Annotated in this window: 19 protein-coding genes; 5 read left to right on the top strand and 14 right to left on the bottom strand. The window is 51.9% G+C overall.

Annotation, left to right across the window (positions count from 1 at the left end; all coding sequences use genetic code 11):
- Positions 1–252: 252 nt before the first annotated feature.
- The 12 genes from HRM2_RS04480 to HRM2_RS04425 form a co-directional block, all read right to left on the bottom strand.
- Positions 253–1,902: a BCCT family transporter gene (locus HRM2_RS04480; RefSeq protein ID WP_012663266.1), complete on the bottom strand. Its 1,650-nt coding sequence runs from the start codon at positions 1,900–1,902 to the stop codon at positions 253–255.
- Positions 1,903–2,001: 99 nt separating this feature from the next.
- Positions 2,002–3,432 carry a trimethylamine methyltransferase family protein gene (locus HRM2_RS04475; protein ID WP_012663265.1) on the bottom strand — a complete coding sequence of 477 codons (1,431 nt, stop codon included), beginning with the start codon at positions 3,430–3,432 and terminating at the stop codon, positions 2,002–2,004.
- Positions 3,433–3,793: 361 nt separating this feature from the next.
- Positions 3,794–4,615 carry a phosphate/phosphite/phosphonate ABC transporter substrate-binding protein gene (locus HRM2_RS04470; protein ID WP_012663263.1) on the bottom strand — a complete coding sequence of 274 codons (822 nt, stop codon included), beginning with the start codon at positions 4,613–4,615 and terminating at the stop codon, positions 3,794–3,796.
- Positions 4,616–4,691: 76 nt separating this feature from the next.
- Complete coding sequence (locus HRM2_RS04465) at positions 4,692–5,741, bottom strand: HAMP domain-containing protein (RefSeq protein WP_012663262.1); 1,050 nt, start codon at positions 5,739–5,741, stop codon at positions 4,692–4,694.
- A gap of 476 nt (positions 5,742–6,217) precedes the next feature.
- Positions 6,218–6,991: an amidohydrolase gene (locus tag HRM2_RS04460; RefSeq protein WP_012663261.1), complete on the bottom strand. Its 774-nt coding sequence runs from the start codon at positions 6,989–6,991 to the stop codon at positions 6,218–6,220.
- Positions 6,984–8,051 (bottom strand): transcription termination factor Rho, encoded by a 1,068-nt coding sequence (rho, locus tag HRM2_RS04455; RefSeq protein WP_012663260.1) that lies wholly within the window; start codon positions 8,049–8,051, stop codon positions 6,984–6,986. The genes HRM2_RS04460 and rho overlap by 8 nt, the downstream gene beginning before the upstream one ends.
- Positions 8,052–8,392: 341 nt before the next feature.
- Positions 8,393–10,060, bottom strand: coding sequence for a B12-binding domain-containing radical SAM protein (locus HRM2_RS04450; RefSeq protein WP_012663259.1), 1,668 nt, complete (start codon positions 10,058–10,060; stop codon positions 8,393–8,395).
- On the bottom strand, positions 10,057–10,890 hold the full coding sequence (locus HRM2_RS04445; protein ID WP_012663258.1) for a ribonuclease H-like domain-containing protein: 834 nt from the start codon (positions 10,888–10,890) through the stop codon (positions 10,057–10,059). The genes HRM2_RS04450 and HRM2_RS04445 overlap by 4 nt, the downstream gene beginning before the upstream one ends.
- A gap of 53 nt (positions 10,891–10,943) precedes the next feature.
- Positions 10,944–12,164: an aminotransferase class I/II-fold pyridoxal phosphate-dependent enzyme gene (locus tag HRM2_RS04440; RefSeq protein ID WP_012663257.1), complete on the bottom strand. Its 1,221-nt coding sequence runs from the start codon at positions 12,162–12,164 to the stop codon at positions 10,944–10,946.
- Positions 12,165–12,179: 15 nt separating this feature from the next.
- Positions 12,180–12,653, bottom strand: coding sequence for a hypothetical protein (locus tag HRM2_RS04435; protein ID WP_012663256.1), 474 nt, complete (start codon positions 12,651–12,653; stop codon positions 12,180–12,182).
- A 19-nt stretch (positions 12,654–12,672) separates the two neighbouring features.
- Positions 12,673–13,665, bottom strand: coding sequence for a tRNA dihydrouridine synthase DusB (dusB, locus tag HRM2_RS04430; protein ID WP_012663255.1), 993 nt, complete (start codon positions 13,663–13,665; stop codon positions 12,673–12,675).
- A gap of 51 nt (positions 13,666–13,716) precedes the next feature.
- Positions 13,717–14,094 (bottom strand): hypothetical protein, encoded by a 378-nt coding sequence (locus tag HRM2_RS04425; RefSeq protein WP_012663254.1) that lies wholly within the window; start codon positions 14,092–14,094, stop codon positions 13,717–13,719.
- Positions 14,095–14,380: 286 nt separating this feature from the next.
- On the opposite strand from HRM2_RS04425, the gene HRM2_RS04420 reads away from it, so the two are divergent.
- Complete coding sequence (locus HRM2_RS04420) at positions 14,381–15,046, top strand: HAD family hydrolase (protein WP_012663253.1); 666 nt, start codon at positions 14,381–14,383, stop codon at positions 15,044–15,046.
- Positions 15,047–15,126: 80 nt separating this feature from the next.
- On the opposite strand, the gene HRM2_RS04415 is transcribed toward HRM2_RS04420, so the two are convergent.
- On the bottom strand, positions 15,127–16,188 hold the full coding sequence (locus HRM2_RS04415; RefSeq protein ID WP_012663252.1) for an SMP-30/gluconolactonase/LRE family protein: 1,062 nt from the start codon (positions 16,186–16,188) through the stop codon (positions 15,127–15,129).
- A 286-nt stretch (positions 16,189–16,474) separates the two neighbouring features.
- Positions 16,475–17,395: an alpha/beta fold hydrolase gene (locus HRM2_RS04405; protein WP_187149331.1), complete on the bottom strand. Its 921-nt coding sequence runs from the start codon at positions 17,393–17,395 to the stop codon at positions 16,475–16,477.
- 236 nt (positions 17,396–17,631) lie between these two features.
- On the opposite strand from HRM2_RS04405, the gene uvrA reads away from it, so the two are divergent.
- From uvrA to HRM2_RS04385, 4 genes are all read left to right on the top strand, one after another.
- Positions 17,632–20,541: an excinuclease ABC subunit UvrA gene (gene uvrA / locus HRM2_RS04400; RefSeq protein ID WP_012663250.1), complete on the top strand. Its 2,910-nt coding sequence runs from the start codon at positions 17,632–17,634 to the stop codon at positions 20,539–20,541.
- A 30-nt stretch (positions 20,542–20,571) separates the two neighbouring features.
- The gene (locus HRM2_RS04395; RefSeq protein ID WP_012663249.1) at positions 20,572–21,993 is read left to right on the top strand and encodes an MFS transporter; all 1,422 of its coding nucleotides are present in this window, start codon (positions 20,572–20,574) and stop codon (positions 21,991–21,993) included.
- Positions 21,994–22,231: 238 nt separating this feature from the next.
- Positions 22,232–23,938 carry a YcaO-like family protein gene (locus tag HRM2_RS04390; protein ID WP_012663248.1) on the top strand — a complete coding sequence of 569 codons (1,707 nt, stop codon included), beginning with the start codon at positions 22,232–22,234 and terminating at the stop codon, positions 23,936–23,938.
- Positions 23,939–24,005: 67 nt separating this feature from the next.
- The gene (locus tag HRM2_RS04385; RefSeq protein ID WP_041273046.1) at positions 24,006–26,099 is read left to right on the top strand and encodes a TonB-dependent receptor plug domain-containing protein; all 2,094 of its coding nucleotides are present in this window, start codon (positions 24,006–24,008) and stop codon (positions 26,097–26,099) included.
- Positions 26,100–26,102: the final 3 nt, after the last annotated feature.

Genomic DNA, 26,102 nt, shown 5'->3' with positions numbered 1-26,102 from the left:
ACCAGGGAAAATCAGCTTTTAACCCAAAGATAAGGACTGTAAGTAATAGGCTGTATCTCCCTCATATCTGTTACCACGAAGAGAAAATAAAGGGGAAAATCCCAGGAGTGAACGGGTGGACAACTGAGTACATGGGGATTTCAGGTTTGTGCAGCAACGCTGCAGATGGGTGAGTTTTCGTTCAAACACTATTTAAACAGGCCCCGGCTTTGGAGAAACCACTGCCGGGGCTTTTGTTTTTGATCTGGCCGGTTATGCCAGAATATGTTCCCGTGTACCAGGGGTAACCAAAACCTTTTTATCAACAGGCTCCATTGATTGAGTTGCTATTTCTTCAAGCTCGGTCTGGAGTTTCAGATATTCCATGGTGGGGACTGTTCCCGCTTCAAGGTCGGCTTGGAATTTGAGGTCCTTTACAAGGAAATAACCGGCTCCCAGCATGATGAACATAAGGGGGAAAGCGGTGAGGACTGCCACGGCCTGCAATGGTTTAAGGCCGCCCAGAAGCATCAGGCTGATGGCTGCGACCCCGTTGATAACAGACCAGAACATTCGGTTCCACCTGGCCGGTTCTGTACCAATGGGAAGTTCCTTGGTGCTCACCGTGGCCAGGACATAGGAGGCAGAATCCAGGGTGGTGGCACAGAAGATGAACATAAGTACGATGAATAACGGAAGCATTATCTGCCCCAGGGGAAGTGCCGCAATCATCGTTGCAATGGTTTTGGCTGGCCCCATGGCTGCCATCATGGTAGTCATGGATTGTTCCCCAAACAGCTCAGTGTGCAGGGAATATCCACCGAAAACGCCAAAAAAGATGGCGCAGCCCAATGGACCCCATACCAGGGGTGCAATGGCCATTTGCCTCAAGGTCCTGCCTTTGGATATTTTGGCCAGAAAAACCCCTACAAAAGGAGCTGCACCCAGCCACCAGGCCCAGAAAAAGATGGTCCAGTCCTGGGGCCAGCCCGTGGCTCCAACGGTGTCGGTGTTAAAGCACATGCGGATGGTATTCTGGAAAACCAGGCCCAGACTGTTCATAAAGGTGTTGAGAATGAAACTGGTAGGTCCCACGGACAGCACCAGGACCATGACGGCCAGAGCCAGCACCAGGTTGAGGTTGGAGAGCAGCTTGATTCCCTTTTTAAGACCAAAATAACACGAACAGCAGAAAAGGATGGTCCAGATAGCCACCACGGTAAGGTCCAGGTGAAAGCTAGGCTCAATTCCGATAAATTTAGCGATGGTTGCGGAAAGCATGGGAGTTCCGAGCCCCAGAACCGTGACCACGTTGCCCAGGATGGCGAGCATGACAAGAAGATCCACCACGGTGGTAAACCAGGTGTGTTTGCCTAGATGACCGTCAAAGGCGGCACCAATGCTGAGTCTGGGAGTTTTTCGTACATAATAGGAATAGGCGATGGGAATTCCGAATCCACAGGTAATTGCCCAGGGGACATATCCCCAGTGGAAGATACCGTAGGCTGCGGCCCACTCCTTGGCTTCCACGGTGCCGGGCGCAATGCCAAAGGGTGGGGACTGGAGGTAATAGATGGGCTCGATAAAGGCCCAATAGATGAGGCCAGTGCCGATACCGCAGCAAAAAAGCATGGCAATCCAGCTGATCGTTGAAAATTCGGGCTCTTCGTCTTTCCCACCCAATTTCACATTTCGGTAGGGACCGAAGATCATCCATACGAGGAAAAGGACACTACTGACGCCGAAGAGCAGGAACATCCAGCCCAGAGGGCCTGTAAAGAATTTACGAATTTCAATTAAAACGGTGAGGGCTTTGTCTTGGTAAAGAATAATGGGAATACAGGTCACTAGAATAAGTGCCAGTGCTGAGAAAAAGAGAACTGGTTCAGTTTTCAGGGTTGAATCTGGTTTTGGGTCTAGCATCGTCTTCTCCAATTGAAATGATTAAAAATTTATGATTTTTCGTACTTGGATTCTCAAAATGGATTAGTCCAGGACATGTTGGCAGCCCGGAATGCTGGGTTATATTATTTTGTTTTTTACAAAAGCGGCAAGTTCTGCTTCCGCATCTGGATTCAGGGTGGTTTCTGGACAGGATGACAGTATTTCCTGGACCTTTTCTGCGGCAACCTGGACCACTTCTTTTTTTCCATTCTTGGCCCAGTGGTCATAATTTCCCCAATCCGACACCATTGGACGCCAGGCATTCCGGCATTTCTGCAGGGTGCTGGGATGGGTAAGAAAGGAACCCCTGGGCCCCACCGCCCGGATAACCTCCACGGAAAGTTCCTCCTGGGAGGTGTCCATCCCTTCCATGAATCTCAGAATCCGGCTGATCATTTCCTCATCCAGAATGAATTTCTCATAGCAGTTTGTCATGATGGAGTCTAACACCCCCAGGCATTCGTTGATGATACTGACCCCGCCAAGCATACATTGAAAAAGATTCTGCATGGTTTCCAGGCCTGCCTGGGTGTCAACGGTCTTGGCATCGGTAAGACCAGCCATGGTCCGGGTGGGAAGCCTGTACATTTCCCGGGCGAGCTGGATATTGGCAAGGTTGATCAGATTTGATTCAGGAGATCCGGTGACATACTGGGCATTCTGCATATTGGGAACTGCCGTTGCCGGTGCATAAATAAAAGGGGCACCAGGCCTGATTATCTGGGTCAGGACAAGCCCAGCCAGGATTTCGGCATTCTGGAGAACAGCAGCTCCCATGAGTCCCATGGGGGCTGAAACTCCGGCCATGGCACAGGAGAGAACAGTTATCGGCTGGTTGTGTTCTGCATAGGTGATGATTGTTTCCAGGGGAACGTCGTCATAGGCCAGGGGGCTCAGCGGGTTAACGCTGGCGTAAATGGAGGGGTGCTCCCTAAGGTAGCCCTTAACCCCCTTGGCAATTTCGAACATGGCAAATGTGGTTTCAATTTCTTTTCGGGTGGCCACGTTCCTTTTGATTGGTTTGTCCGTGTGCCGGAGAGTCTCCTGAAAAATTGTCAGGTGGGCATTCTGGGGATCTATATCGCTGGGTTCAACCGGGATACCGCCGCTGATATCGCAAATCTTACTTGCCTGGGCCAGTTTGTAAAAATCGATGAGGTCGGACAGGGAAGCAAGGCGTCTTCCCCGTTGGAGATCCAGGGTATAAATATTGCCGTTACTGGGCTCCACATGGGTTCGGGTCTGTCCTTCCCCGATGGTGAGGGATTTTTTTTCATCCCGTGCAAAAAGAGTAAATGACGCCGGTGCGGACTCGATGGCCGCTTCCACCAGTTTTCCCGGAATCATGACCCTGCTGCCGTTTACCGTGGCCCCTGCTGCATGGAAAAGCGAAAGGGCTTGTTTATTTTTCATCTCCACTCCCACGGTCTCCAGAACCTCCAGGGTGCTGCTGTGGATTCGATTTAAGTCCTTCGGGTCAAGGACCTGGATTAGCGTATGCAATGCCATTGTTTGATTCCTTTCGGGTTTGAGTTGCCTCCCCACGGGAGGATATCTTAAAACTAAAGAACAGCCGTAATGCATATGACATACCATGGGTATAAAATTGAAAATAATGAGTAAACACGGGGTTTTTGAAGAGAAATGGGGTGGGAATATATTGAAAAAATCTTAAAACATGAAAATTTTTTAACGCTATGGGAGAGTTCTTTTCGATCTGGAGAAGCTCGATCACTTCTACCTGATTTTCTGCCCGAACGTTTGACCCAGGGGGTTAAATTTGCCAAACCCATAACAACCGGCGACCTTTCCCATAATTTCGAAATCAGTCAAAAAGATGAAGTCAAAGCACTGGCAAATTTATCCATAGCTATAAGATATTGCGGATTATATCGTACTCACTGTCCACAGCAGATTTAAACCCTGCAATATGCATCGCTTTCAGTACCGGTGAATTTTTATCCAGTGCCAGTATTGCTGACTTGATTGCCGCTTTAACAGGACCGGGCATTGCCCTGTTTACAGAAATGGCCCAATTGGGTAACCACTCGCAGGGGGTCATCACCACGACACTCCCGGGCTGGATGTACTGGTCTGCAATATGAAGGGCAGACTCTCTTATGAAACCCGCGTCCGCATCACCAATGCTGACGGAGATAATCACATTTTCCTGTTTATTATTGGCAGCCTCTTCAATATCACAATCTTTTTCAACCAAAATGCCATTTTTGGCCAGGGATAATTTCTGTGAAAGGAATCCCCCGGCTGAGGTTTTTCCAACAATTATTATTTTTTTATGTCGCAGGTCACTAAATAATTGAATATTACTATCTGGGCGTGTGATGATAATACCCCTAAATTGATTCCCTCCCTTTTCTTGTATTGCCATGGCCAGGACTTCATGTTTTTGTGAGACCTTTGTATATACCAGTGGATTTTCAAAGCCGATTTCGATTTCACCGTTTTTTAATTGGTTTTCATATTCTGTAAAATCTTTGGTGAGGACAGCAGTTATTGTTGCACCAATTTCCTTAGAGAGATATTCGGCCAGTGGAACGATCATCTCTTTAATTTTTTTAGGGTAATACCTTGGTAACATGGATAATTTATATTTATCTCCCGCAATACAATTGGCAGGAGAAATAAAGATCCAGCATAATAAAAAACACAGGGAAACGTTTATTTTCTTCATTGTTATCTCGATTGATTACTTTTTTGGGTTATCGGCCTGTTCAGGCAGCGTCTTTTTTCTCCTGTGCAAAGTTGCTCTATTTACTTCGCAACTCATCCATGGCCGTCTTGATGGAAAACCGCATACGCTCGAGGGATTTAGCCAGTTCACCAATTTCCCCTCCGCTGTTGATTTCGATAGGGAGATCCATTTCCCTTCGGCTGATTTTTTCGGCGACCTGGGTTAGTGCTTTTATGGGAGTGGAGATTGTTCGTGCAACCAGGTAAAAACAAAAGCTCCCGATCAGTACAATTGCAATAAAAAAGGCAAAAAACGGTATCAAATATTGTTTCACAGCCTTCTGCGTGTCTGTGGTAAACATACCGATATGTGCTTCACCTCCTGTATCTCCAATCATAACCGCCACGTCATGAATTTTTTGCCCCCCCACGCTGAAATCCAATGTGCTTTTTTTCAACCCAATGGGGATTCTATTCCGTGACGAGATCTCAACTGGAAACCCCTTTCCTTGAACCCGCTCTCTAAATTTTGCATCAAAAAGCTCATTGTCACTGAGTACCCCCGCAATCACAATACCCCTTTTATTCAAAACTGAAACATAGGCCACCCCGGGAAGACTCACAGTGGAAGCTGCCGTTTGATTTACCAGTAAATAATTTTTAATCAAAAGGGGTTGTTGAATTGCCCCGCTAAATGACTGTGAGATAGAATAGGTTCGAAGGTTGATCTGCTCATACACCAGGGAAGAAACAACGTTTATGTATACAAGGGTAAGAATCCCCCCTGCAGTCAGCATAAAGGATACAAATAAAAACAACAGCTTTTTCCCGATTGTCAATCCCGCTGGGTTTTGATTTCTTTTGACAGAATCCGGTTTGACGTTCTGATCTTCATCCAGAGAATTATCTGGGATACGGATTGTCGGATCCATGGCCCGGAAATCTTCAGACGCCACCTTATTACCCGCAAAAGGGGTAGAGGGTTCAGGCGATTGCGGGGATTTTTTGGGCTTTTGCACCTCAATCACGCGTTTGCAATTTGGGCAAATGCAGCGCAACTGATCTTCAACAAACTTGCTGTCATCAATTTTTAATCTTTTTTTACACCCTTCACATTGGATAATCATAGATTATCTCTCCCGAACGCATCACATGCGCAAATAATTATTATTGACCCATTAGCGATTAAAATATTTTTTTATGATGGATTTTTATAGTATAAAAAAGTCTACATAATAAATATTTAAGTTACTTATGCAAGATGTATACCCACAAGGCAAGAGATATGCTTTATTAAATCAATTGGCTCCATTTTCAAAGGGGATTGTGATGAACATTGGGAAACAAGGGGGAGATCAGGTTTTCGGGTAAGGCAAACCCCATCAGGCCGCAAACGATTTAAAGAAGCTGGCAACTATGTTTTTCCGCCATGGAGTTGACAAAAAATGATATGACCTTTTACAAAAATTGTTGTTTTACAGAGGAAACAGGACAAAGTTCTGGGAGTGGCCCTTGACCCAAAAGAAACCGTTGCTGCAATGGCAGGCACCATGAACTGGATGAACGACAAAATTTCGTTTAAGGCAAAAATGGGGAACGGTGATCAGACCATGCCGTCGGCATCCATCCAAAACGGAAAGTTGCGCCTGTATTCCTGAAGAACATCATGGGAAAGGGTGATGGTGTGGGTCACAGGTCCCGGGGTGTGGTGGAACAGCACCTCCCCCCCGGGATCCACCACGGTGGAATCGCCACTGTATACCATGGCGTTGCCGTCGGTTCCCACACGGTTGACACCCACAACATAGGCCTGGTTTTCAATGGCCCTTGCAACCAGCAGCGACCGCCAGTGGGCACGCCTTGATGCAGGCCAGTTGGCAACAAACAGTGCAATATCGTAATCATTGTTCACATTCCGGGTCCAGCAGGGGAACCGCAGGTCATAGCAGACGAAGGGAGAGACCTTCCAACCGTCAATCTCAACAATGAGCCGCTCGGTTCCAGGGGTGAAATACCTGTCTTCTCCGGCATATCGGAACAGGTGATGTTTGTCGTACCAGTAAATTTTACCGTTGGTACAGGCCCAGACGAGGCGATTAAACAGCCCACCTTTCTCCCGGATCAAGAGAGAACCGACCAGATCCGCCCCCTTTTCTCGTGCCCTTTTCACCATCCAGGCAACAGCACTGCCGTCCATGGTCTGGGCAAGGGCCGGGGCGTCAAGGGAAAATCCCGTGGTGAACATCTCCGGCAAAACGATCAAACGGGTCGGTTGTGTAATTGTCTTGAGGATAGCGTCAAAAACGTAAAGATTTTGGTCAATGTCCTCCCACACAAGGTCTGCCTGAACAAGAGTAATGGATAGGGGGTTATCCAAGGTATTCTATAAAACGCTGCATGGCAGTGACCTCATCCAGGCCGGAAAGTTCCCTTCGAAGGCGGATCGTTTCTTCGTATTCCTGGTCGTCAAGAAGAAGGTCCTCCTTGCGGGTTCCGGACTGATTGATGTTGATGGCGGGCCACACCCGCTGCTCGGCACAGGCCCTTGAAAGCATCAGGTCCATGTTACCCGTTCCCTTGAACTCCTGGAAAATGATGTCGTCCATCCGGCTTCCCGTGTCAACAAGAATGGTAGCCAGAATTGTCAACGACCCACCACTCTCAAGATTTCTGGCCGCACCAAAAATCTTCCTTGGAAAGGCCATGGCATTTGCCCCGAGCCCGCCGGTCATTGTTTTACCATGGCTGTTGGTCTCGATGTTAAAAGCCCGGGTCATGCGGGTCAAAGAATCGATGAACACCACGGCGTCCTGGCCTGTTTCGGCACACCGGATGGCCGTATGCATGGCAAGCCGTGTCATTCGCATGTGGTGGGAGATCTGCTGATCTGCCGACGAATAGAACACCTGTGCTTCCCTGAGCCCCCGCCTGAAATCCGTCACCTCTTCAGGCCGCTCATCCACCAGGAGAACAAACACCTTGGATTTTGGATGGTTGAGGATAATCGAGTTTGCCATGTGCCTCAATATGGTGGTCTTACCCGATTTTGGCGGCGAAATAATCAATCCACGCTGGCCCTTGCCAATGGGAACAATCAGATCAAGGGCCTTACCCGTGGTGTCATCAGGCCCCTGGCATATGGTGTAACGCTCCATGGGGTTAATGCTGGTCTGTTCCTGAAGCAGGGAGATCTTAGTGTATTCATCAAGGGAAAGGCCGTTGACCGTATGAACCCTTATCAGTGCAAGATTTTTGTTTTTGGCCCCCTTGCTTTCCCCCTCACCCACAATAAAACTACCCTCCCTGAGATCAAACCGGTTGATCAACGGGATAGAGACATAGGGATCTTCGGGCTCCGGCTGATAATTTTTTTCAATGGAGCGTAGAAATCCAAAGCCCCTGTCCATTATTTCAAGATATCCCTGTATAGGTTCCAACGTCAAACTCCCAAATAAATAATTCGATAAACAAGTGATAGATTTTTTTATATGAAATTCCCACCGAAGCATTGCAAACAGAGGAGTCTCATCATTCGTAGTTGCCGAAAGCGATACCTTGCTCCGGCCATGCCGGTTATATGAAACACCCACCAAAGCATTTTCAATGAAGGCGTTTCAAACTTCGTTGTGGTTTAGAGCAGATACCTCGCTCCGACCATGACGGTTGTAATGATTCGGATGGCTGTCCATGATAGAGAACGACAGCTAATTTTCCATGTTACGTAAAAAACGAGCAGATTACAAGGGATAAACAGATTTTTATTCCACCTTGCACCGGCCTACTTATTTGTTTCCCCCACCCCCCGGAGGGTAACCCCTGCCAGACCCGAAAGAAAAAGCGAAACCAGGGATGGAGAGACAGGATGATCAAACACCTTTCCATCGGCAGAGATCCCCTGGATACAACCATGTTCAAGGAAATCCGCCACCAGAAGCTTCCCCGCCTCCCTGCGGTTGGAAGGATCGACCCTGGATCTCCTGCTGCCCTTCGATCCAGAGGTGGGCAGATCCCCCTCATCTTTGAGGGATTTCATAAAATTGAGCAGTCGGGCAAGCCTGAGCAGGGTTGCCGCCTCAATCCGCGTGGTGGTATCGGAGATGGGAAAGGCTGTGGATCGCATCTGTTCAAAATTAACGGGAAGAAGCCCCTTTTGTCTGCACACCATAAAATCATGGCTGCCCGGTGCCGGATAAAAAATGGAGAGTCCCACCAGGGTCCGCCTGGCCCCAAGGTAAACAAGATCCCTTACCGACTGGCGGGGATCCTGGCCCGGTGCTGCGGCAATCAGATAGGATACCGCCTCAAGGCCAAGTGTTTCGGCACTTTCAAGGCATCGGTCAAGGGCCAGGCTAACGTCCGGTCGTTTGAACCGGGCCAGCTGCTCCTTACAGGTAGAACCCAGGGAGAGGTTCAAGGTCCTGAAACCTGCCTGCTTCATGGCGGAGATCACCCCATGATCCAGGGACGGTGCATAAAGTCCGTTCATGGCCCGAAGTTCAAGGTCCCGGGAGCCGTACCTGGCTGAAATCCCATCCAGGAGAGAGAGGAACCAGCCCCGGTCAAGGCTCAAATTCTCATCTTCAAAATCGATAAACCCCACATCCTGGCTGTCCATCTGAACCTCAAGTTCGGCCATGACCGAGGCCACCGACCGCCGACGAAAGGGGGCATGGGCCGATGAGGCCCCAAGACAGCAGTAGGTGCAGTGCATGGGACACCCCCTTGCCGTGACAACACTGATGCTGCCGCGTTTTTTCCGCTGGTAAAACGACTGATCCACCAGTTGGGTGGCAGGCAGGGGCGTACTGTCAAGGTCATCTATCCAGGCAGGTTCACCAACATAAAGGCCAGCGCCAGGCCGACGAAAAACGATCCCCGGCACCCCTTCAAGGCCTGTATTTTTTTTAAGGGCAAGGGCAAGCAGGGCCATGGACCCTTCCCCTTCCCCCCTGAGCACAAAATCCACTGCCTCACACGCCATGGTCTCCCTTGGAAACACCGTGGGATGGTGACCGCCCATGACCACTCGACAGTGCGGCCAGAAACGCTTGACAGCACGTGCGGTTTCCATGGCTTCACCAGCATAGGCCGTGAAAAGCGAGGAAATTCCCACAAGGAAAGGCTGTTGTTCCCTTACCCGGGCACCAATATGCTCAAAGCTGTAGCCATAGTGTCGAAAGTGGTGAAACAGGGCAAAGGGAGACAGGTCTTCCCGGCCATAAAAGGCGCCAAGATCTCCCAGGGCGGCGGGGGGATCAATAATCCGGGACTTTTTAACGGCAAGGCCATCCACAATGGAAACTGAAAAACCATTTTGCACCAGGACAGCGGCAATACAGGCAAGGCCGTAGGGAACGGTTCTTTTGGCCGTAAGATAGAACTCCTCCATGGGTGGCTGCACCAGGAGCACATCACACACGGCCGCTTTGCCCGAAGACAGACTCAATACCAGCTCCCCCGGATACGTTCAACCGTTGCGGTATCGGCTGAAAAGGGAAGCTCAGGTCGCTGGGGAAGGCAGATGGCGTGGGTTTTTGCAAAGGGGGTCTGACCAAGCTTCAGGTTGTAGGCCTTTACCATGAGGGTCTCAAGATTAACCACATCCTCAATATTGTAGGCCAGAAGGGTTTCCAGGACCCTGCGATCTTTGTTGCGCATATAATCGTTCCAGAGCAGGATGGCAAAATAGCCGTCCACCCCGTCAAGGTCCCCACGGTCCAGGCCCAGCATGCGTTCACACCCTTTAAGGCCGCCCCTGAACCCGAGGCTCTTCAGGATATAGCGAAGATCGATGTGAACCTGGTCAAGGCGGATGCCGAACTCATGCTCAATAAAGGGCACGTCAAAACATTTGCCATTATAGGTGACAATGGCCTTATATTGGGAAATTTCCTCTGGAAAACGGTCAAGGTTTTCACCCTTGACGTAGTAACGGATAGTGATGCCGTCGTACAGGGCGATTGTGGTGATGCTCTCATAACTGGGTTCAAGGCCCGTGGTCTCAATGTCCAGGTAAACCATGGAATGCCGGAACTCGGGGAAAAACCGCCAGTGATAGGCAGGGGGCAGCCGTTCTGAAAAATAGCTGTAATTGCCCCGTTCCATCTCCTGTCTGGATTGATCCACATGGCGGGTCAGGGTTTCAAGCCGTCGGGGAGAAAGGTTCAGCCCGGTTGGATTGTTCAGCCGGTCCCAGTGGTCAAGCCCTGCGTCCCAGAGCTGCTGCTCGGTCTTCAACCCGATGCCCGGGATGTGGTGAAAGGTGTTGTTAAGCATGGTTCTCCTGTTACGGTTTATGGCAGCCCCTACCCGATGTCATTCAGGGGGGATTAAAATTGTTTCAACAGGGCCAGAACTTCGTCAATGTCCGATTCCGTATGGGCTGCATTGATCTGGAAACGTATGGTCTCGTCTCCCTTTGGCACCACGGGAAAGGTGAGCCCCACGACCAGTACCCCGTTACAAAAAAGCGTTTCAACCAGTTCCCGGGTTTTGCGGGTGTCCCGCACCATCAGGGGAACCACGGGATGGGGGCCGTCAATGGTTTCCATGCCAAGGTCACAAAGTCCCGAACGAAACTGCTGGGTTCTTCGTCCAAGGTTAGAGAGAAGTTTAAGACCCTCGGCACTGTCACAGACATCCAGGGCAGAGGTTGCAGCGGCACAGTCGGCAACACTCAAAGGGTTGGTATAGATGTAGGTGTCGGCCTTCTGCCGCACGGCTTCGACCAGGGTGGCACTGCCGGCAATAAACCCGCCGTTCACGCCAAAGGCCTTACCAAAGGTACCGACAATGATGTCTGGCTGCCGGCCGCAAAATTCAGGGGTTCCCCGGCCGCTCTTTCCATAGGCCCCGATACCGTGGGAATCGTCCACCACGGTGATCACCCCGTCCCTGAATCGTGGAACATAGGGGTCAACAACGGCCTGGATGCGATCAATGGGCGCATTGTCCCCCCGCATGCTGAAGATGCCGTCAAAGACCACCACCACCCTTTCCACACCCGGATCCACCTGGTCAAGGCAGCGCCGGAGATCGTCCATATCATTGTGGTGAAAGATCCCCTTGTTGGCCGAGGGCACATTGGCGATGCGCATGGCCCGGATAATGCTATTGTGGTTAAGCTGATCCCCGATCCAGTGGGTGGCGGGCGTTGAAAGGGTCAGGGCAAGTCCACAGTTGGCCGTGTAGGCCGAGTTAAAGATCTTTGCCCCAGGTTTGTCCACAAAATCGGCCACCCGGGATTCAAGGGCCTGATGGTAAACAAAGGTCCCGTCAATGAAACGCACAGCCCCCGGCCCCACGCCAAAATCGTGTGTGGCCTTGTCTGCGGCCTGGATCAGTTTCGGGTGGTTTGAAAGGGAAAGATATGAGTTGGAGTTCATACGGATGAACTGTTTGTCCATGCCGGCCAGGCAGTATCTGGGTCCTTTACTGCCCAAGGGTGGGAGATAACGTGTGATCACCCGTTCTTCAGCCTTTGCCCGTCCCTGGGCCGCAAGATCGTCAATCTCAGCCTCAAGGGCCCTATCCAGTTTTTCAATCGACATGGTCTTCTCCTTAATTCAAGGGGTCCATCCCCGGTCCTGGCATTTTTTCACATAATTTTCCTTGAGTTCCCGGATAAACGTCTCCATGGACGTTCGGCACTGCTCCTGGGTGGATCCGGGATCCAGAAGAATAGTATCATACTCGTTTTTAGCCGTCAGGTCATCAATGATCTCAAGTTCAATGCTTTCCTTGTCTGGAATGGGCATTTGCTTTTCCGCAAGCTCGCACCCGACAATGTGGGCCTGCCTTGCCACGGCAGATCGTGCCGTGCCGACCTGGCCCTTGTCCATGAGGGCCTGGAGCAGCATTTCATACCTGTCGATGGGGTTCCGCTGACGTCCAGAGGTTGCCGGATCGGCAGACCAGCGCTCAATCTGCCGTTCGCCCCTCTGGAACAGGGCAGTCAGGGTCGACTTGCCAAGGTAGTGAATACAGGCGGAAAAGAAAGCCCAGGTTTCTCCAGGTGGGGTTGTCGGTTCTCGGTCCATTCGGTCCTCGCTTTTAAAATTAAACCAGGGTCTCCCTCTGGGTGTCAGACTCAAAGTCTGCTTCATACCGGCGAATCAACGCCATGGCCTGGTCCAGGGTTTCAATCCCGGTAAGCTCCCTTCTAAAAACCGAAGCACCGGCAAACCCCTTGACAAACCAGGCAAGCCTGCTTCGCATCATCCTGCAGGCCGGTCTTTCCCCAAGGTAGGCCACATGGGACTCCACCATTTCCTCCATGATTTGAAAGATTTCCATGGGGGATGGTTCATTCCAGGCCTCACCCCTGAGAAGGGCCTCAATGCCGCCAAAGATAAAGGGATTGCCCATGGCAGCCCGGCCGACCATGACGCCGTCACACCCGGTCTCCTGAATCATTGCAACCCCTTGCTCAGGGGTTGTGATATCCCCGTTTCCGATCACGGGAATGGTGAGCATCTCCTTTAACCGCGCGATCATCGACCAGTCTGCCCTGCCCCTGAACCCCTGGGCTGCAGTCCTGGGATGGATAGCAATGGCATCAACCCCGTTATCCTCTGCCATGCGGGCAATGTCAAAGGCCTGGGAGGCCGAACTGTCCCAACCCGAACGAATTTTAATGGTAAAGGGCATGGATACGGCCCTGCGCACGGCCCGGATAATGGCCCGGGCATTATCCATATCCTTCATCAGAGCCACACCGGCCCCGGTCCTGGCCACCTTTTTAACACTGCAGCCAAAGTTGATATCAATGATATCAGCCACGTTTCTCTCCGCTATCCACCGGGCCGCATTGGCCATGGACAAGGCCTCGGCACCAAAAATCTGGACAGACACGGGCCGTTCACACGCATCGGTCCGGAGAAGTTGAACCGTCTTTTCTGAGTTAAACTCAAGTCCTTTGGCACTGACCATCTCAGAGCAGACCAGGGTGCAGCCACAGCCTTTTGCAATGATCCTGAAGGGAAGGTTGGTAATACCGGCAAGGGGTGCAAGAACAGTTCTCCCCCTGATCTCAAGATCTCCTATTTTCATGGGATGATTTCCTTTACAAAGACCAGTCCATGGCAGGCGTTGCTCCCGGACTCAGGATTTTGAGCTTTTTTTATTTCTGGCACGCACATCGGCAAGGGAGATCACTTTTCCACGGCTCTCCTTGGGAATCTCTCCAGACGGGTCCTCTTTCGAGGCTTCAACGTCTGTGTCATGGGCCTCTTCAACTGCCACCTCCCCGGGAGATTCGACCACTTCGATCTTCATGCGTTTTCCCCCCATGAAAAAATCCTCACCGTTGATGTAAAGATCCTTCAACGTCCAAGTCACAGTCTGGAGGGGGATCTGGAGCATGAGCAGGGTGATATGATACCAGTCCTTTTTCACGTCCGGTTCAATGGACTCCACCCTGGCAAACGAAACCGGGTCATCCTCCAGATAAATCAAAACAACATCATTTTCCCTGGCCATATTTTTTCCTTTTGTAAAATTCAGGTGCTATTTTAGATCCTCCCTTTATACCACATTCTCCCCTGGCCATAAAGGGAAAGGTGACGCCCCATACCCTGGGGACTCCATGGAAGCGGTTGGGTCATCCATGCAGGAATTCTTAAATTTTGAGGTTCCCTGGATGATAATCACCCCGTTTTTCTGGGTTTGGACTTGACAGGAGGGGGGCTGTCCGGCTAAGAGAATTCAGAAGATTGCCACCTGGCACTTGTTCTGCTTTTCAACCTGCAGGAAAAAAAGGCTATGTATGGATAAAATCAGCATTTTATTTGATCTGGATGGAACACTCACAGACCCATACCAGGGTATCACAAGATCTATCTGCCATGCCATGGCTTCCCTGGGCCGGCCCTTACCGCCCCAGACTGATTTACGGTGGTGCATTGGACCACCCTTGAAAGAAAGCTTTTCCATCCTGCTTGAATCCGACGATGACAGCCTTGTGGAAAATGCCCTGGTCATCTATCGGGAACGGTTCGGTTCGATTGGCCTGTTTGAAAACAAGCTCTATGCGGGTATTCCCCAGGCACTCAAAAAACTTCAAGAGGCTTGCCATCCTCTCTTTGTTGCCACCTCAAAGCCCTGGGTTTACGCCCAGCGGATTGTCGACCACTTTGGCCTGGGCCAATATTTCAACCACATCCATGGAAGTGAACTCGATGGCACCCGAACCGATAAAACAAGTTTAGTCTCCTACATTTTAAACCGTGAGTCCCTTGATCCATCCCGAGCCGTCATGGTCGGGGACCGCAGGCATGATATGATTGGTGCAACAGCCAACAAGGTACGCGGGATTGGTGTTCTCTGGGGATTTGGAACCCAGAAAGAACTGACGGATTCGGGGGCATCGGCCTGTATTCAAAGCCCCCCGGGCCTGGTTACCGCATTCAGTAAAAAAAATTCCGACAAATAAATCTGTTGAATCAACCAGAAACCCTGATTGAGACCCTTTCCAGGCCCATGGCAATCATGCGGCCCGGGTGAACATGAACATCAGGGCAATTTATATTTCCCGATGCGATCGTTATGCAAACTGCCAAGATAGAGGAACCCGTTATATTCCCGGGCCGACGTGATGGCACCCAGGTGTTCCCCCGTGGAGTCATGTAAACTTTGGGTGATATTTCCCTGTTCATCCAGGGCCAGCACCAGGCCGTAGGGTTTTGGCAGGGGCCACAGGTTTTGGGGCAGTTTGGCCATTTGAGCTTTGACAAAGGGATAGGACTGAAGTCTGTCCACGGCTTTGTTTCGGACGGTAAAAAGAGCCAGCCAGAAGGTACCCTTATGGTTGGTTGAAATATTATCCGGAAATCCCGGCAGATTATCAATAAAGATCTCCCATGTCCCGGCCCCGGGTCCCTTCAGCCAGTACCTGAGGACCCTGTAGCGGTAGGTCTCATTGATTAAAACAAAATCTTCCTGGCTGGACAATGCCACCCCATTGGCAAAATACAGATCATTCAATAAAACCTTGACCTGGCCGCTGTCTGGGTCGTAGCGCATGAACCGGCCATGGGGCTTTGATTCTAAAAGATCATACAGGTACTCATTTGGGGAATACTTTGCACTTGCATCGGTAAAATAGATGGTGCCGTCACGGGCAATGTCCAGGGCATCGGTGAACTTAAAGGCAACGCCGTCTGCCGAGGTGGCAAGCACCTTGATCTGCCCGTCAGGGTTAATGGAAAGCAACCCCTTAAAGGCATCACAGACAATCAAATTGCCATGGGTGTCAAACTGAATCCCCAGGGGACGGCCCTGGGTTTCGGCAAAAGTTTCCAGATTTCCATTGGCCAGAACCCTCACGATGGATCCATCCTGGGTTCCCCCATAGACCCGACCCAGGCTGTCCACGGCCACTTCTTCGGGTCCGTGGATTTTTCCCAGGGCCAGAAGTTCAGCTTTCTGCAAATGGGTGTTGGGTTCAAGAACGCCTGAGAGGGCCTGTAATTTGCCAGGGGTGTATGCCACAGGATCAATGGGTGATGGCTTGACCAGGAAAACAACGATGATCACTGCCAGTATTCCACCCATCCCTATCATTATTTTTGCCATGCCTGATTCTCCTGTATCTGATTATCATCTAACCTGGACGAGCCAAAACCCAAAAGGTGCGACACGTGCGGGTAACTTTTTTTACATGAAACTCTTATAAGACCGGCGAACGGGAACAGGTATAACCCTACACTCATTCTCGCAGCCCGTCCATGGGCTGCTGCGAGGTCAATGGCAGCTTCTTCAGCGTCCATGCTGACCGCTGCCATTTAACCCGCTTCGGGTAATACCTATTCCCGTTCCCCTCTGTTATTGGATTTTATTTTTTGTCATACCAGTCGGAAAGCTAACCCCACAGGTCGAAAACTTTTAAATCAGGGCAAGGGATCCCAAGAAATTCCGCTATAGCCTCATTCAGTTCTTTTGAATGGGTTACCGGAATTGAATGACCACCCGGAATGATTTTAAGCGTTCCGTGGGCCAGCAGACTCGCCATCTTTTCTGCATGGGCAATCGAGATAAGATCGTGGGTGCCGACCATCACAAGGGTCGGATTGGTAATATTTTCCAACTCCACCGATTCCAGCACTGGAAATTTTTGCCACATCTGCTTGATTCGTCTTTCCAGACCGGTAAGTCGTTTTCCAGCACCTGTCCACCAGCTTTTGAACCAGTATGACACCCCCCAGCTCTGGGTATGCGTTTCTTCAAGGGCTCCAGGGGTAAGGCCGGAAGGACTGAAGTTAGCACTGACAGTAACAATTCGACCGATTCGCCCGGTCCAGTATTGTCCCATCCGCAATGCCGTATTCCCGCCATCACTCCAACCGATCACATCGGCCAGGGGAATGTCGAGTGTGTCCAGGACATGGATGGCGTCGGATGCAAGCAGACGGTAGTTCAACGGCCTATTGCCAATTCCAGACTCACCATGCCCCCGGGTATCCGGCAGCACAACCCGATGACCGGTTGCCACAAGCCAGGGAATCTGGGAGAACCAGATAAGCCGGTTACTCAACCCGCCATGGAGCAACAAAATCGCCGGACCTTTGCCATAGCTTACAAAATGGATGGTTGCGTCACCTGTTTTGACACGTCCCTTCAATGCAACGCCGGCCGGTGTCGTTGTCCAGACCAGATAACGGATAAAACAGCCGGAAACAGGCATAAACAGGGTATAAAGGGCCCACAGCAAAGCAAACGACACAACGACACCGATGAGGATATGAAGACCTGGTTTAAAAGCTGTTCCGACTGATGGAATCATATTGGACAATAAAAACCTGTTTGGGCTGAGCATGGTTTATAACAGACATCTTCTCGGTTAAGTTTTTCATTGTAATCACTTCCTTCGTGTTTTTCAAAGGATTTTTACTTGGTATGAGGCCCTCTTTACATTGCCGGGGCCATGCTTATTCTTTTCTTCTTACACAATAGTGGAAAACCATGAAAAAACCCTCCCTGCAAAGGGGTTTAACATATTAGACAACGGAAACCAGCACCATGAAAAATGGCCAATCAGCAATCAAATCCATCATAAGGGATATTAAACCCGGAAAAACCATGGAACTTGACACCATCATCGTCAAGGGAGCCAGGGAGCACAATCTTAAGAACATTGATGTGACGATTCCCAAAAAACAGCTCATCGTGTTCACCGGGGTATCGGGATCAGGCAAATCAAGCCTTGCCTTTGACACCATCTTTGCCGAGGGCCAGCGCCGCTATGTGGAATCTCTCTCCTCCTATGCCCGCCAGTTCATCGGACAGATGGAAAAGCCCAAGTACGACACCATACGGGGACTTTCCCCCACCATTGCAATCGAACAAAAGTCCGCCAGCAAGAACCCAAGATCCACCGTGGGAACCATCACCGAAATCTACGACTACCTCAGGGTGCTCTTTGCCAGAGTCGGCACCCAGTACTGTTTTAAATGTGGTAAAAAGGTAGGCCAGGGCAATGCCGAATCCATGGTTTCCCAGATTCTCGCACTTCCCCTTGACTCCAAGATCCTGGTCATGGCCCCCATTGTTGAGAACCGAAAGGGAGAGCACCGGGACCGGCTGGGCGATCTCAAACAAGAGGGCTTTGCCCGGGTCAGAATCAACGACGTAGTCCAGGATCTTGCCGATGTCCAGACCCTGCCAAAAAACAAGAAGCACAACATCGAAGTGGTGGTGGACCGCCTGGTCATCAAGAAAGATCCGGCATTCACAAAACGCCTCACCGACTCGGTGGAGACAGCCCTTAAACTTGGCAACGGCCGGCTCTTTATACACATCCCGGGCCGGGAAGACCTTAAAATGAGTGAGGCCAGGTCCTGTTGCGGTATGGCCTATCCCGAGCTTGTGCCCCAACTCTTTTCGTTCAACTCCCCCCTTGGCATGTGTTCTGAATGCAACGGTATCGGAACCCTCCTGTCCATGGATGTGAACAAGGTCGTTGCCGACCCCAGTCTCACAATCCGCCAGGGGGCCGTTATTCCATGGAAAAACTATTTTCTCAAAAACCCCCGTTATACCAACAGCTCCTGGGGCAAGGAACAGCTCCTGGCCATGGAAGAACAATGGGACCTGGATTATGACACCCCGTGGAAGGATCTTCCCCGGGCCCAGAAAGATCTCATCCTGTACGGTTCCAAGGGCAAGGAACTGACCGTTAACTGGAACTCGGCAAAGATCCAGGGGGCGGTGACCATGTCCCACGAAGGGGTGCTCAACACCCTCATGCGCCGATACCGGTCCACCCAGTCCGAAGGATCCAAACGGTATTATTCCGGCTTCATGACCTCAAAACCCTGCCCGGTCTGCCAGGGACGACGCCTTAAGGAAGAGGTTCTCCACGTGCTGATCAACGGTCGTTCCATCATTGACCTCACCGAAATGACCATCCAGGATGCCTATGAATTTATCTCAAACCTCAAGCTTGAAGGCAACCAGCTGCTCATTGCCGAAGAGCTGTTAAAGGAGATCCAGGACCGCCTGGGATTCCTTGTAAACGTGGGGCTTGACTATCTCTCCCTGGACCGGAACGGTCCCACCCTGTCCGGCGGTGAATCCCAGAGGATACGACTTGCCTCCCAGATCGGTTCAGAACTCACCGGCGTCCTCTACATCCTGGACGAACCCTCCATCGGCCTGCACCAGCGGGACAATGGAAAGCTGCTCAAGACCCTCCACCACCTCCGGGACATCGGCAACACCCTCATCGTTGTCGAACACGACCAGGAGACCATGGAGAATAGCGACTGGATCGTGGACATCGGCCCTGGTGCAGGACACCTTGGGGGCCAAATCGTGGCCCAGGGCACCCCGGACCAGATCCGGCAAGATCCCATGTCCATCACAGGCCGGTTCCTCAACATGACCGAAACCATCGAAATTCCCGAACAAAGACGCACCCCCAAACAGATGGGCAACCACTTTATCACCATCAAGGGAGCCACAGAGAACAACCTGAAAAACGTCACAGCCAAAATTCCCCTGGGTTTGGTCGTTGCCGTCACCGGAGTTTCAGGGGCAGGAAAATCCACGCTTATTAACCAGATCCTCTACCCGGCCCTGGCCGTAACACTCAACAACGCCACCCTGGAGGTTGGCCGTCACAAGACCATCACGGGCCTTGAGAATCTGGACAAAATCATCAACATCGACCAGAAGCCCATCGGCAGGACCCCAAGGAGCAACCCCGCCACCTACACCAAGGTGTTCGACCCCATCCGGGAGCTGTTTGCCAGCCTTCCAGAGGCAAAGGTCAGGGGCTATCAAAAGGGACGCTTCTCGTTCAATGTCAAGGGCGGCCGATGCGAGGCCTGCCACGGAGACGGATATATCAAGGTGGAAATGCACTTTCTGGCGGACGTGTTCGTTCCCTGTGAGGTGTGCCACGGAAAACGCTTCAATACTGCCACCCTGGAGATCAAATACAAGGACCACTCCATTGCCGACGTACTTGACCTCTCCGTGGTCCAGGCCATGGTGCTGTTCAAAAACCATCCAAAAATCCGAACCATCCTCACCACCCTCATGGATGTGGGGCTGACCTATATCAAGCTGGGCCAGGCCGCAACCACCCTGTCCGGGGGAGAGGCCCAGCGCATCAAGCTCGCCCGGGAGCTTGCAAAAAGAGATACGGGCAAAACCCTGTACATCCTGGACGAGCCCACCACGGGCCTCCATTTCCAGGATGTTAAACTGCTCCTAAAAGTTCTCCAGCGACTTTCCCTTGCCGGTAACACCGTGATCATCATCGAGCACAATCTGGACGTGATCAAAACAGCCGACTGGGTTATCGATCTTGGCCCGGAGGGGGGCCACAGGGGCGGTGAGATCATTGCCCAGGGGTCTCCGGAACAGGTTGCCCGGTCAAAAAAAAGCTACACAGGCTTTTTTCTAAAAAAAATGCTGGCCTAGGGGAAAAAGTACCATTAAGATACAATTCATATGGCTGAAGACGAGAAAAACAAATGGCTGATCTTTGCCTGTGTGGCCCTGGGGGTCTTCATGTCCACCCTGGACTCGAGCATCGTCAACATAGCCCTGCCCTATATCATGCAGGATATGGGAACAGGTGTTGAAACCATTCAATGGGTGGTGGTGGGCTATCTGCTCACCATCTCATCGCTGCTGCTGACCTTTGGCCGCTTGAGCGACATCCGGGGCAAGCGAATGGTATACACGGGTGGATTCCTCATATTTACCGCGGGCTCTGGCCTGTGCGCCATGGCCCAGACTCCGCTTTTCCTCATCATCTCCCGGGTCGTTCAGGCCTGCGGTGCTGCCATGCTCATGGCGTGCTCACCGGCCCTGATCGTGGACACCTTTCCGGTCAGAGAACGGGGCAAGGCCCTGGGCATGGTGGGGGCCGTGGTGGCTGCGGGCCTCACGGCAGGCCCTGTGGCAGGCGGGATTCTCCTGGATCTGTTTTCGTGGCGGTTCATCTTCTACATCAACATCCCCATCGGCATTGGTGCGGCCCTGGCCGGTTCACTGATCCTCAAAAACGGCCAGTCAGACCCTGGCAGTCTTGAACCCATGGACAAAACCGGCAGTCTCCTGCAGGCCGTCAGCCTGGTCTGCCTGATAGTGGTCCTCACCCATCTCAACCAATGGCAGTTTTTCTCGGCCAAAACCATGGGGTTCCTGCTGACCTTTGCCATGGCCAGCCTGGGGTTCGTCTGGAACGAAACCCAAACCCTTTATCCCTTGTTTGATCCGGCCCTGCTAAAAATCCGGCTGTTTGTGCTGCCCGTCATCACTTCGGCCATCCTGTTCGGTACACTGTTTGTCATCGTATTCATGATGCCCTTTTTCCTTGTCCACCCCTGCGGCCTGTCGGCATCGGCCACAGGGCTTATAATGATCACCCCCTTTATCCTGCTGTTCTTCATCAGCCCCGTGTCCGGCGCCCTTTACAACCGAACCGGATCAAGGGGCCCCTGCTCCCTGGGAATGACAATTCTGGCCCTGGCCCTGTTCGCATTTGCCCGGATAGAACCGTCCTCAGGTATGACAGCCATTGTATCGTACCTGGCCCTGGCCGGAACAGGCACAGCCCTTTTTGTTTCACCCAACAACACTGCAGCCATGGGTGCGGTTCCGGCCAATCGCAGGGGCATTGCATCGGCTACCGTGGCCACTGCCAGGAACCTGGGAATGGTCATCGGCGTTGCCACGGCAGGATTGATCTTCACCGGCACATTCACCAGTCTCAACCATGGAACCCCCTTTCAAACCTACTCATCCAGTGTAGAGCCAATGTTCATGGCAGGATTTCACAGGGCCATGGCTGCCGGTGCCATCATGGCCTGCCTGGGCAGCATTTTATCGTTTTTACGGGGGGATGACCGGCCCCGCGTCCATTGAGCCAACCCCGTTCCCTTTACAAAATGACATGAAAACCGACACAAATGATTTCAACGCCAGGTTCAGAAAGGGTATGGGCTCCCGGCAAATACAAATGATACACGCCGCCAATTGTACTGTATTGGCAGCACTTTCCCATAAACAATGCAAAAACAGCTTTCAAAACTGACCATACAATTAATCAGGCACAATATTTGCTGAAGATTCTAAAATAATATAAACGCAAGGAGATTTACCTTTGATCGAATCCCTGGAATATACCTTAACCCTGGCCGACACCCAGCTTGCCACCGGTTTTTTCAAAGCAATTCCCCGTTGTTGCCCCTCCCTGGAACGGGCCCTTGACCTGCTCAACGATCACCCCATGGACCAATTCCTCCACCAGTATGCCCTGGACCTCATGGCCCAATTAAACCCGGACCAGATGACGGCCCTCATCACCCGGGCAAAGGCTGAAAACAACATGGTTTTAAAGGCCCTGGCCTGTGAACAGCTCCTCCTTTTCCACGCCCTTCCCAAGGTTGAACAATTTTTTTCAAGGGAAAACCTTGTTGAACTTTGCCGCCACACGCCCCTTGTGGACATCCGGTCGGCCCTCATGCCCAATCAACGGCTCCACAAAGGTTGGATTAAAATCTTCAAGGCCAACATGGTTGACCACCTTCCCCTTCCCCCCCTGGACAATACGGGCCTTCCCCCCATCTGCCAGGGGGAATGCATGGTCACCACCCCGCCTGCCACCACCATTGATTCACTTGTAACGGCTGATATTAACACCCCCGGCAACAAACAAGAATTCTCCCTTGAACAGACGACCCAGACAGCCATGGAACGGCTGGAGAATGCAGGAGTCAAAATTAAAAAAGAGATGCGTCACGAATCAAGCCTGAGTCCCTTTGCCCTGCTCAGGCAATGGCGGTTTTCCACAACCACCACCAACCGTCGAAACCGGTTCACCCTTGAAGGCCCCCAGACCAGCTATGGAAAGGGGCTCTCCCTTGAGCATGCCAGGGCCTCCCTTGCCATGGAAATGGTAGAACGGTGCTCGGCCTTTGCCACGATCTCGGACAAAGAAGTGATGGGGTATGCAAGGCCTTATCCCTTGACCCGGGCCACCCACCAGGAACTCCTGGACCAGGGCAAAAAAGCTTTGAACCCCCAAGATCTGGCCCTTGAGGTAAACTACAATGACGAACCCCTCCACTGGATAGAGGGAACAACTCCTGGAACGAACGGTCTGGAACCTGCCATGGTGCCGGTCCAGGCCCTGTTTCTCTTCTGCAACCTGGATGAAACAGCCCTGTTTTCGGGCCTTGGCTCCACAGGTCTTGCTTCTGGCAACACCATGGAACAGGCAAAGGTTTCCGCCCTCCTTGAGGTGGTGGAACGCCACCAGGAGGCAACGGTTCCCTTTACCCCGGAAACCTGCTTTAACCTCGTTCCCGGCACCAGCGGCATCGCATCCTTGCTCGACGGATACCGGGCCATGGGTATCCACCTGCAGTTCCAGGACCTAACGCCAAAATCTGGCATCCCATGCTGCAAGTGTTTTGTCAGGGCCAAGGACGGCACCATACACAAGGGAACCGCAGCCCATCTCAGCGCAAGGCGGGCTATTGTCTCTGCCATGACCGAGACCACCTACCCCTTTCCCTCGGGACCGCCATCGGCTGCGGGCATGGCAGATCTTATTCCCGTGGGGTATGACAACCTGCCCGACTATTCCACCAACGACCACGGCCGGGACCTTGCCCTGTTGGAAAAACTGCTGCTGGCCAACGGCCAATCACCCTTTTATGTTGATCTGACCCGCAGGGACATCGGCCTTCCCGTTGTTAAGGCCCTGATTCCCGGAATGGATATCCTTGGGGACTTTGACCGGTTTTCAAGGGTTCACCCTGAACTGTTCCAGAACTATCTCGAACTGTTCAGCCCGCCCCAATAACCCAATGACAAGGATGCCTGACCTGAAACGATTAGCTGAGGCTCGACACCCTGAAGCGAGTAAACAGATGCACGGTTTAAAAGTCTTCCTACAACCCATTTCAATCGTTCTCCTCCTGATCCTGGCGGCAACGGGTACAGCAATTCCGGGTGAGGGTTACACACAAACAGAGGAACAGGAACAGGAACGACGTATAACCCTTGATCCGGTGCTGGTGACGGCCCGGGGCAGACAGAGCCTGGCCTCGGAAACCCCGGGGGGTGTCGGTGTTGTTGACCAGGAAGAAATTTCAGAGTCAAATTCCATAAGCCTTACCAATGCCGCGGCCCGCATTCCAGGAGTGGACAAATCATCGGATTCGGCCTGGGGATCCGCCATGACCATCCGGGGGCTTGGCAGAAATGCTGTTATTTTTCTGGTTGACGGATGCCGGGTAAACACCTCAACGGACATTAACGCCCGGTTCGGTCTGGTCAACCCCCTTGACATCGAACAGATTGAGGTGCTCAAGGGCCCCATTTCTGCGCTATACGGCTCAGGCTCCACGGGGGGTGTCGTCAACATTATCACCCGGAAAGGAAAATTCACCCAGACCCCCACCTGGACCGGTGAGATTACCAACACCATTGCCTCCAACCCCCAGGGCAATGACTCCTATGGGTTAGCCACCTATAACAGCAAAAACGTATGGGTCTCAGCCTCAGCAGGTTTCCGGGATCACGCATCCTATGAATCGGGCAGCGGTGAAAAAATTGACAACAGCCAGTTTGAGGATTCAACGCTTAACGCAAGCCTTGGCCTGCGGGAAAATCCCCTCAACACCACCCAATTTCAGGTCCAGCACCTCAGGGGCGAAGAGATCGGCATCCCCGGAAAGGGACTTGCCCTGCCCACAGGACCGGATGTGACCTATCCAGACGTAAACCGAACCCTTGTCAACCTCACCCACACCCTTACACCGGACACCCCCTTGATTTCAGAGTCAAGCATAAACCTCTTTTACCAAAAAATTGAACGCAGGGTGCGCCTGGACCATTTCCCAGGAGGGCCGCTCACTGAATTAAGACCCCAGGCCGACCATGATACCTGGGGAGCAAAATGGCAAAACACCCTCACCCCCCGGGCCCACACCATTGTTGCCGGTGTGGACGTCTGGAACTGGAAAATTTCAAACTCAAACCGCTACAGGGAGTTTGCAAGCGGCTTGACCGGGGTGGACGCCTCCCTTGCCGATGTGGAACAATTTTCCGGCGGCGTGTTCATGGAGGATGAATGGCGGATAGGTAAAACAGTCAGCCTCAACCTTGGCGCCCGCCTGGACTACATCAGCGCCGAAAGTCAGGATCTCTACAACTGGATCACCCCCCCTACCCCATCCACTCCCGTAACACTTGTACAATCTGGACGAAGTTACAGCGACACCAGTTGGAACGCCCATGGGGGTGTCACCTGGAAATTCATGCCCGACTGGACCATGACCTTTATCACGGCCTCTGCATTCAGGGCCCCGGACCTGATGGAGCGGTTTAAATATATCAACCTTGGCGGCGGTGTCGAACTGTTCGGCAATCCGGACCTGGACCCGGAACGATCCATATTCCTGGAATACGGGCTCAAACATACAACAGACCGGTTCACGATTTCAGCCTCAGCCTATGTCAATTTCCTGGACGATCTCATCACGGAAACCGTTGTGGATGACACCACCCATGAAATGATGAACGTAGACAAGGCAAGGATACATGGGGGTGAAATCGATGTTGCCTGTTATCTCACCCCCTCGCTGACGGCAACCGCCACCCTGGCCTATATCTATGGCAAAAACACCCGAACGGATGAGCCCCTGGCCTTTATCGCCCCCCTGAACGGCCTTGCGGGCCTCAGGTACGACGGTACGTCCCGGTTCTGGGGAACCATTGAAATGGAGTGGGCCGCAGACCAGAACAGAACCCCTGACGCAACGCCATCGGGCAAGGGATGGGAGAGATTCAACCTTCACATGGGGAAAAAATTCACTGCCCTGGGAAAGAATCAGGAACTGATCCTGGGCATAGACAATCTCTTTGACCGGGATACGACAAACTACCTTTCCACCTCCCGGAGCATGGAGTTAAAGGAACCCGGTATCAACTTTTTCTGCACTTGGAAAATAATTATCTAAGGA

The sequence above is a fragment of the Desulforapulum autotrophicum HRM2 genome (assembly GCF_000020365.1).
Taxonomy (GTDB): domain Bacteria; phylum Desulfobacterota; class Desulfobacteria; order Desulfobacterales; family Desulfobacteraceae; genus Desulforapulum; species Desulforapulum autotrophicum.
The sequence above is the reverse complement of the archived record's forward strand: the minus strand, read 5'-3'. Positions and strand labels throughout refer to the sequence as shown.

What these genes read in the sequence shown, in the direction of transcription:
- HRM2_RS04480 (WP_012663266.1), bottom strand. Translation starts at nt 1,902, where the DNA reads ATGCTAGACCCAAAACCAGATTCAACCCTGAAAACTGAACCAGTTCTC.
- HRM2_RS04475 (WP_012663265.1), bottom strand. Translation starts at nt 3,432, where the DNA reads ATGGCATTGCATACGCTAATCCAGGTCCTTGACCCGAAGGACTTAAAT.
- HRM2_RS04470 (WP_012663263.1), bottom strand. Translation starts at nt 4,615, where the DNA reads ATGAAGAAAATAAACGTTTCCCTGTGTTTTTTATTATGCTGGATCTTT.
- HRM2_RS04465 (WP_012663262.1), bottom strand. Translation starts at nt 5,741, where the DNA reads ATGATTATCCAATGTGAAGGGTGTAAAAAAAGATTAAAAATTGATGAC.
- HRM2_RS04445 (WP_012663258.1), bottom strand. Translation starts at nt 10,890, where the DNA reads ATGCTTAACAACACCTTTCACCACATCCCGGGCATCGGGTTGAAGACC.
- HRM2_RS04440 (WP_012663257.1), bottom strand. Translation starts at nt 12,164, where the DNA reads ATGTCGATTGAAAAACTGGATAGGGCCCTTGAGGCTGAGATTGACGAT.
- HRM2_RS04435 (WP_012663256.1), bottom strand. Translation starts at nt 12,653, where the DNA reads ATGGACCGAGAACCGACAACCCCACCTGGAGAAACCTGGGCTTTCTTT.
- dusB (WP_012663255.1), bottom strand. Translation starts at nt 13,665, where the DNA reads ATGAAAATAGGAGATCTTGAGATCAGGGGGAGAACTGTTCTTGCACCC.
- HRM2_RS04425 (WP_012663254.1), bottom strand. Translation starts at nt 14,094, where the DNA reads ATGGCCAGGGAAAATGATGTTGTTTTGATTTATCTGGAGGATGACCCG.
- HRM2_RS04420 (WP_012663253.1), top strand. Translation starts at nt 14,381, where the DNA reads ATGGATAAAATCAGCATTTTATTTGATCTGGATGGAACACTCACAGAC.
- HRM2_RS04415 (WP_012663252.1), bottom strand. Translation starts at nt 16,188, where the DNA reads ATGGCAAAAATAATGATAGGGATGGGTGGAATACTGGCAGTGATCATC.
- HRM2_RS04405 (WP_187149331.1), bottom strand. Translation starts at nt 17,395, where the DNA reads ATGATTCCATCAGTCGGAACAGCTTTTAAACCAGGTCTTCATATCCTC.
- uvrA (WP_012663250.1), top strand. Translation starts at nt 17,632, where the DNA reads ATGAAAAATGGCCAATCAGCAATCAAATCCATCATAAGGGATATTAAA.
- HRM2_RS04395 (WP_012663249.1), top strand. Translation starts at nt 20,572, where the DNA reads ATGGCTGAAGACGAGAAAAACAAATGGCTGATCTTTGCCTGTGTGGCC.
- HRM2_RS04385 (WP_041273046.1), top strand. Translation starts at nt 24,006, where the DNA reads ATGCACGGTTTAAAAGTCTTCCTACAACCCATTTCAATCGTTCTCCTC.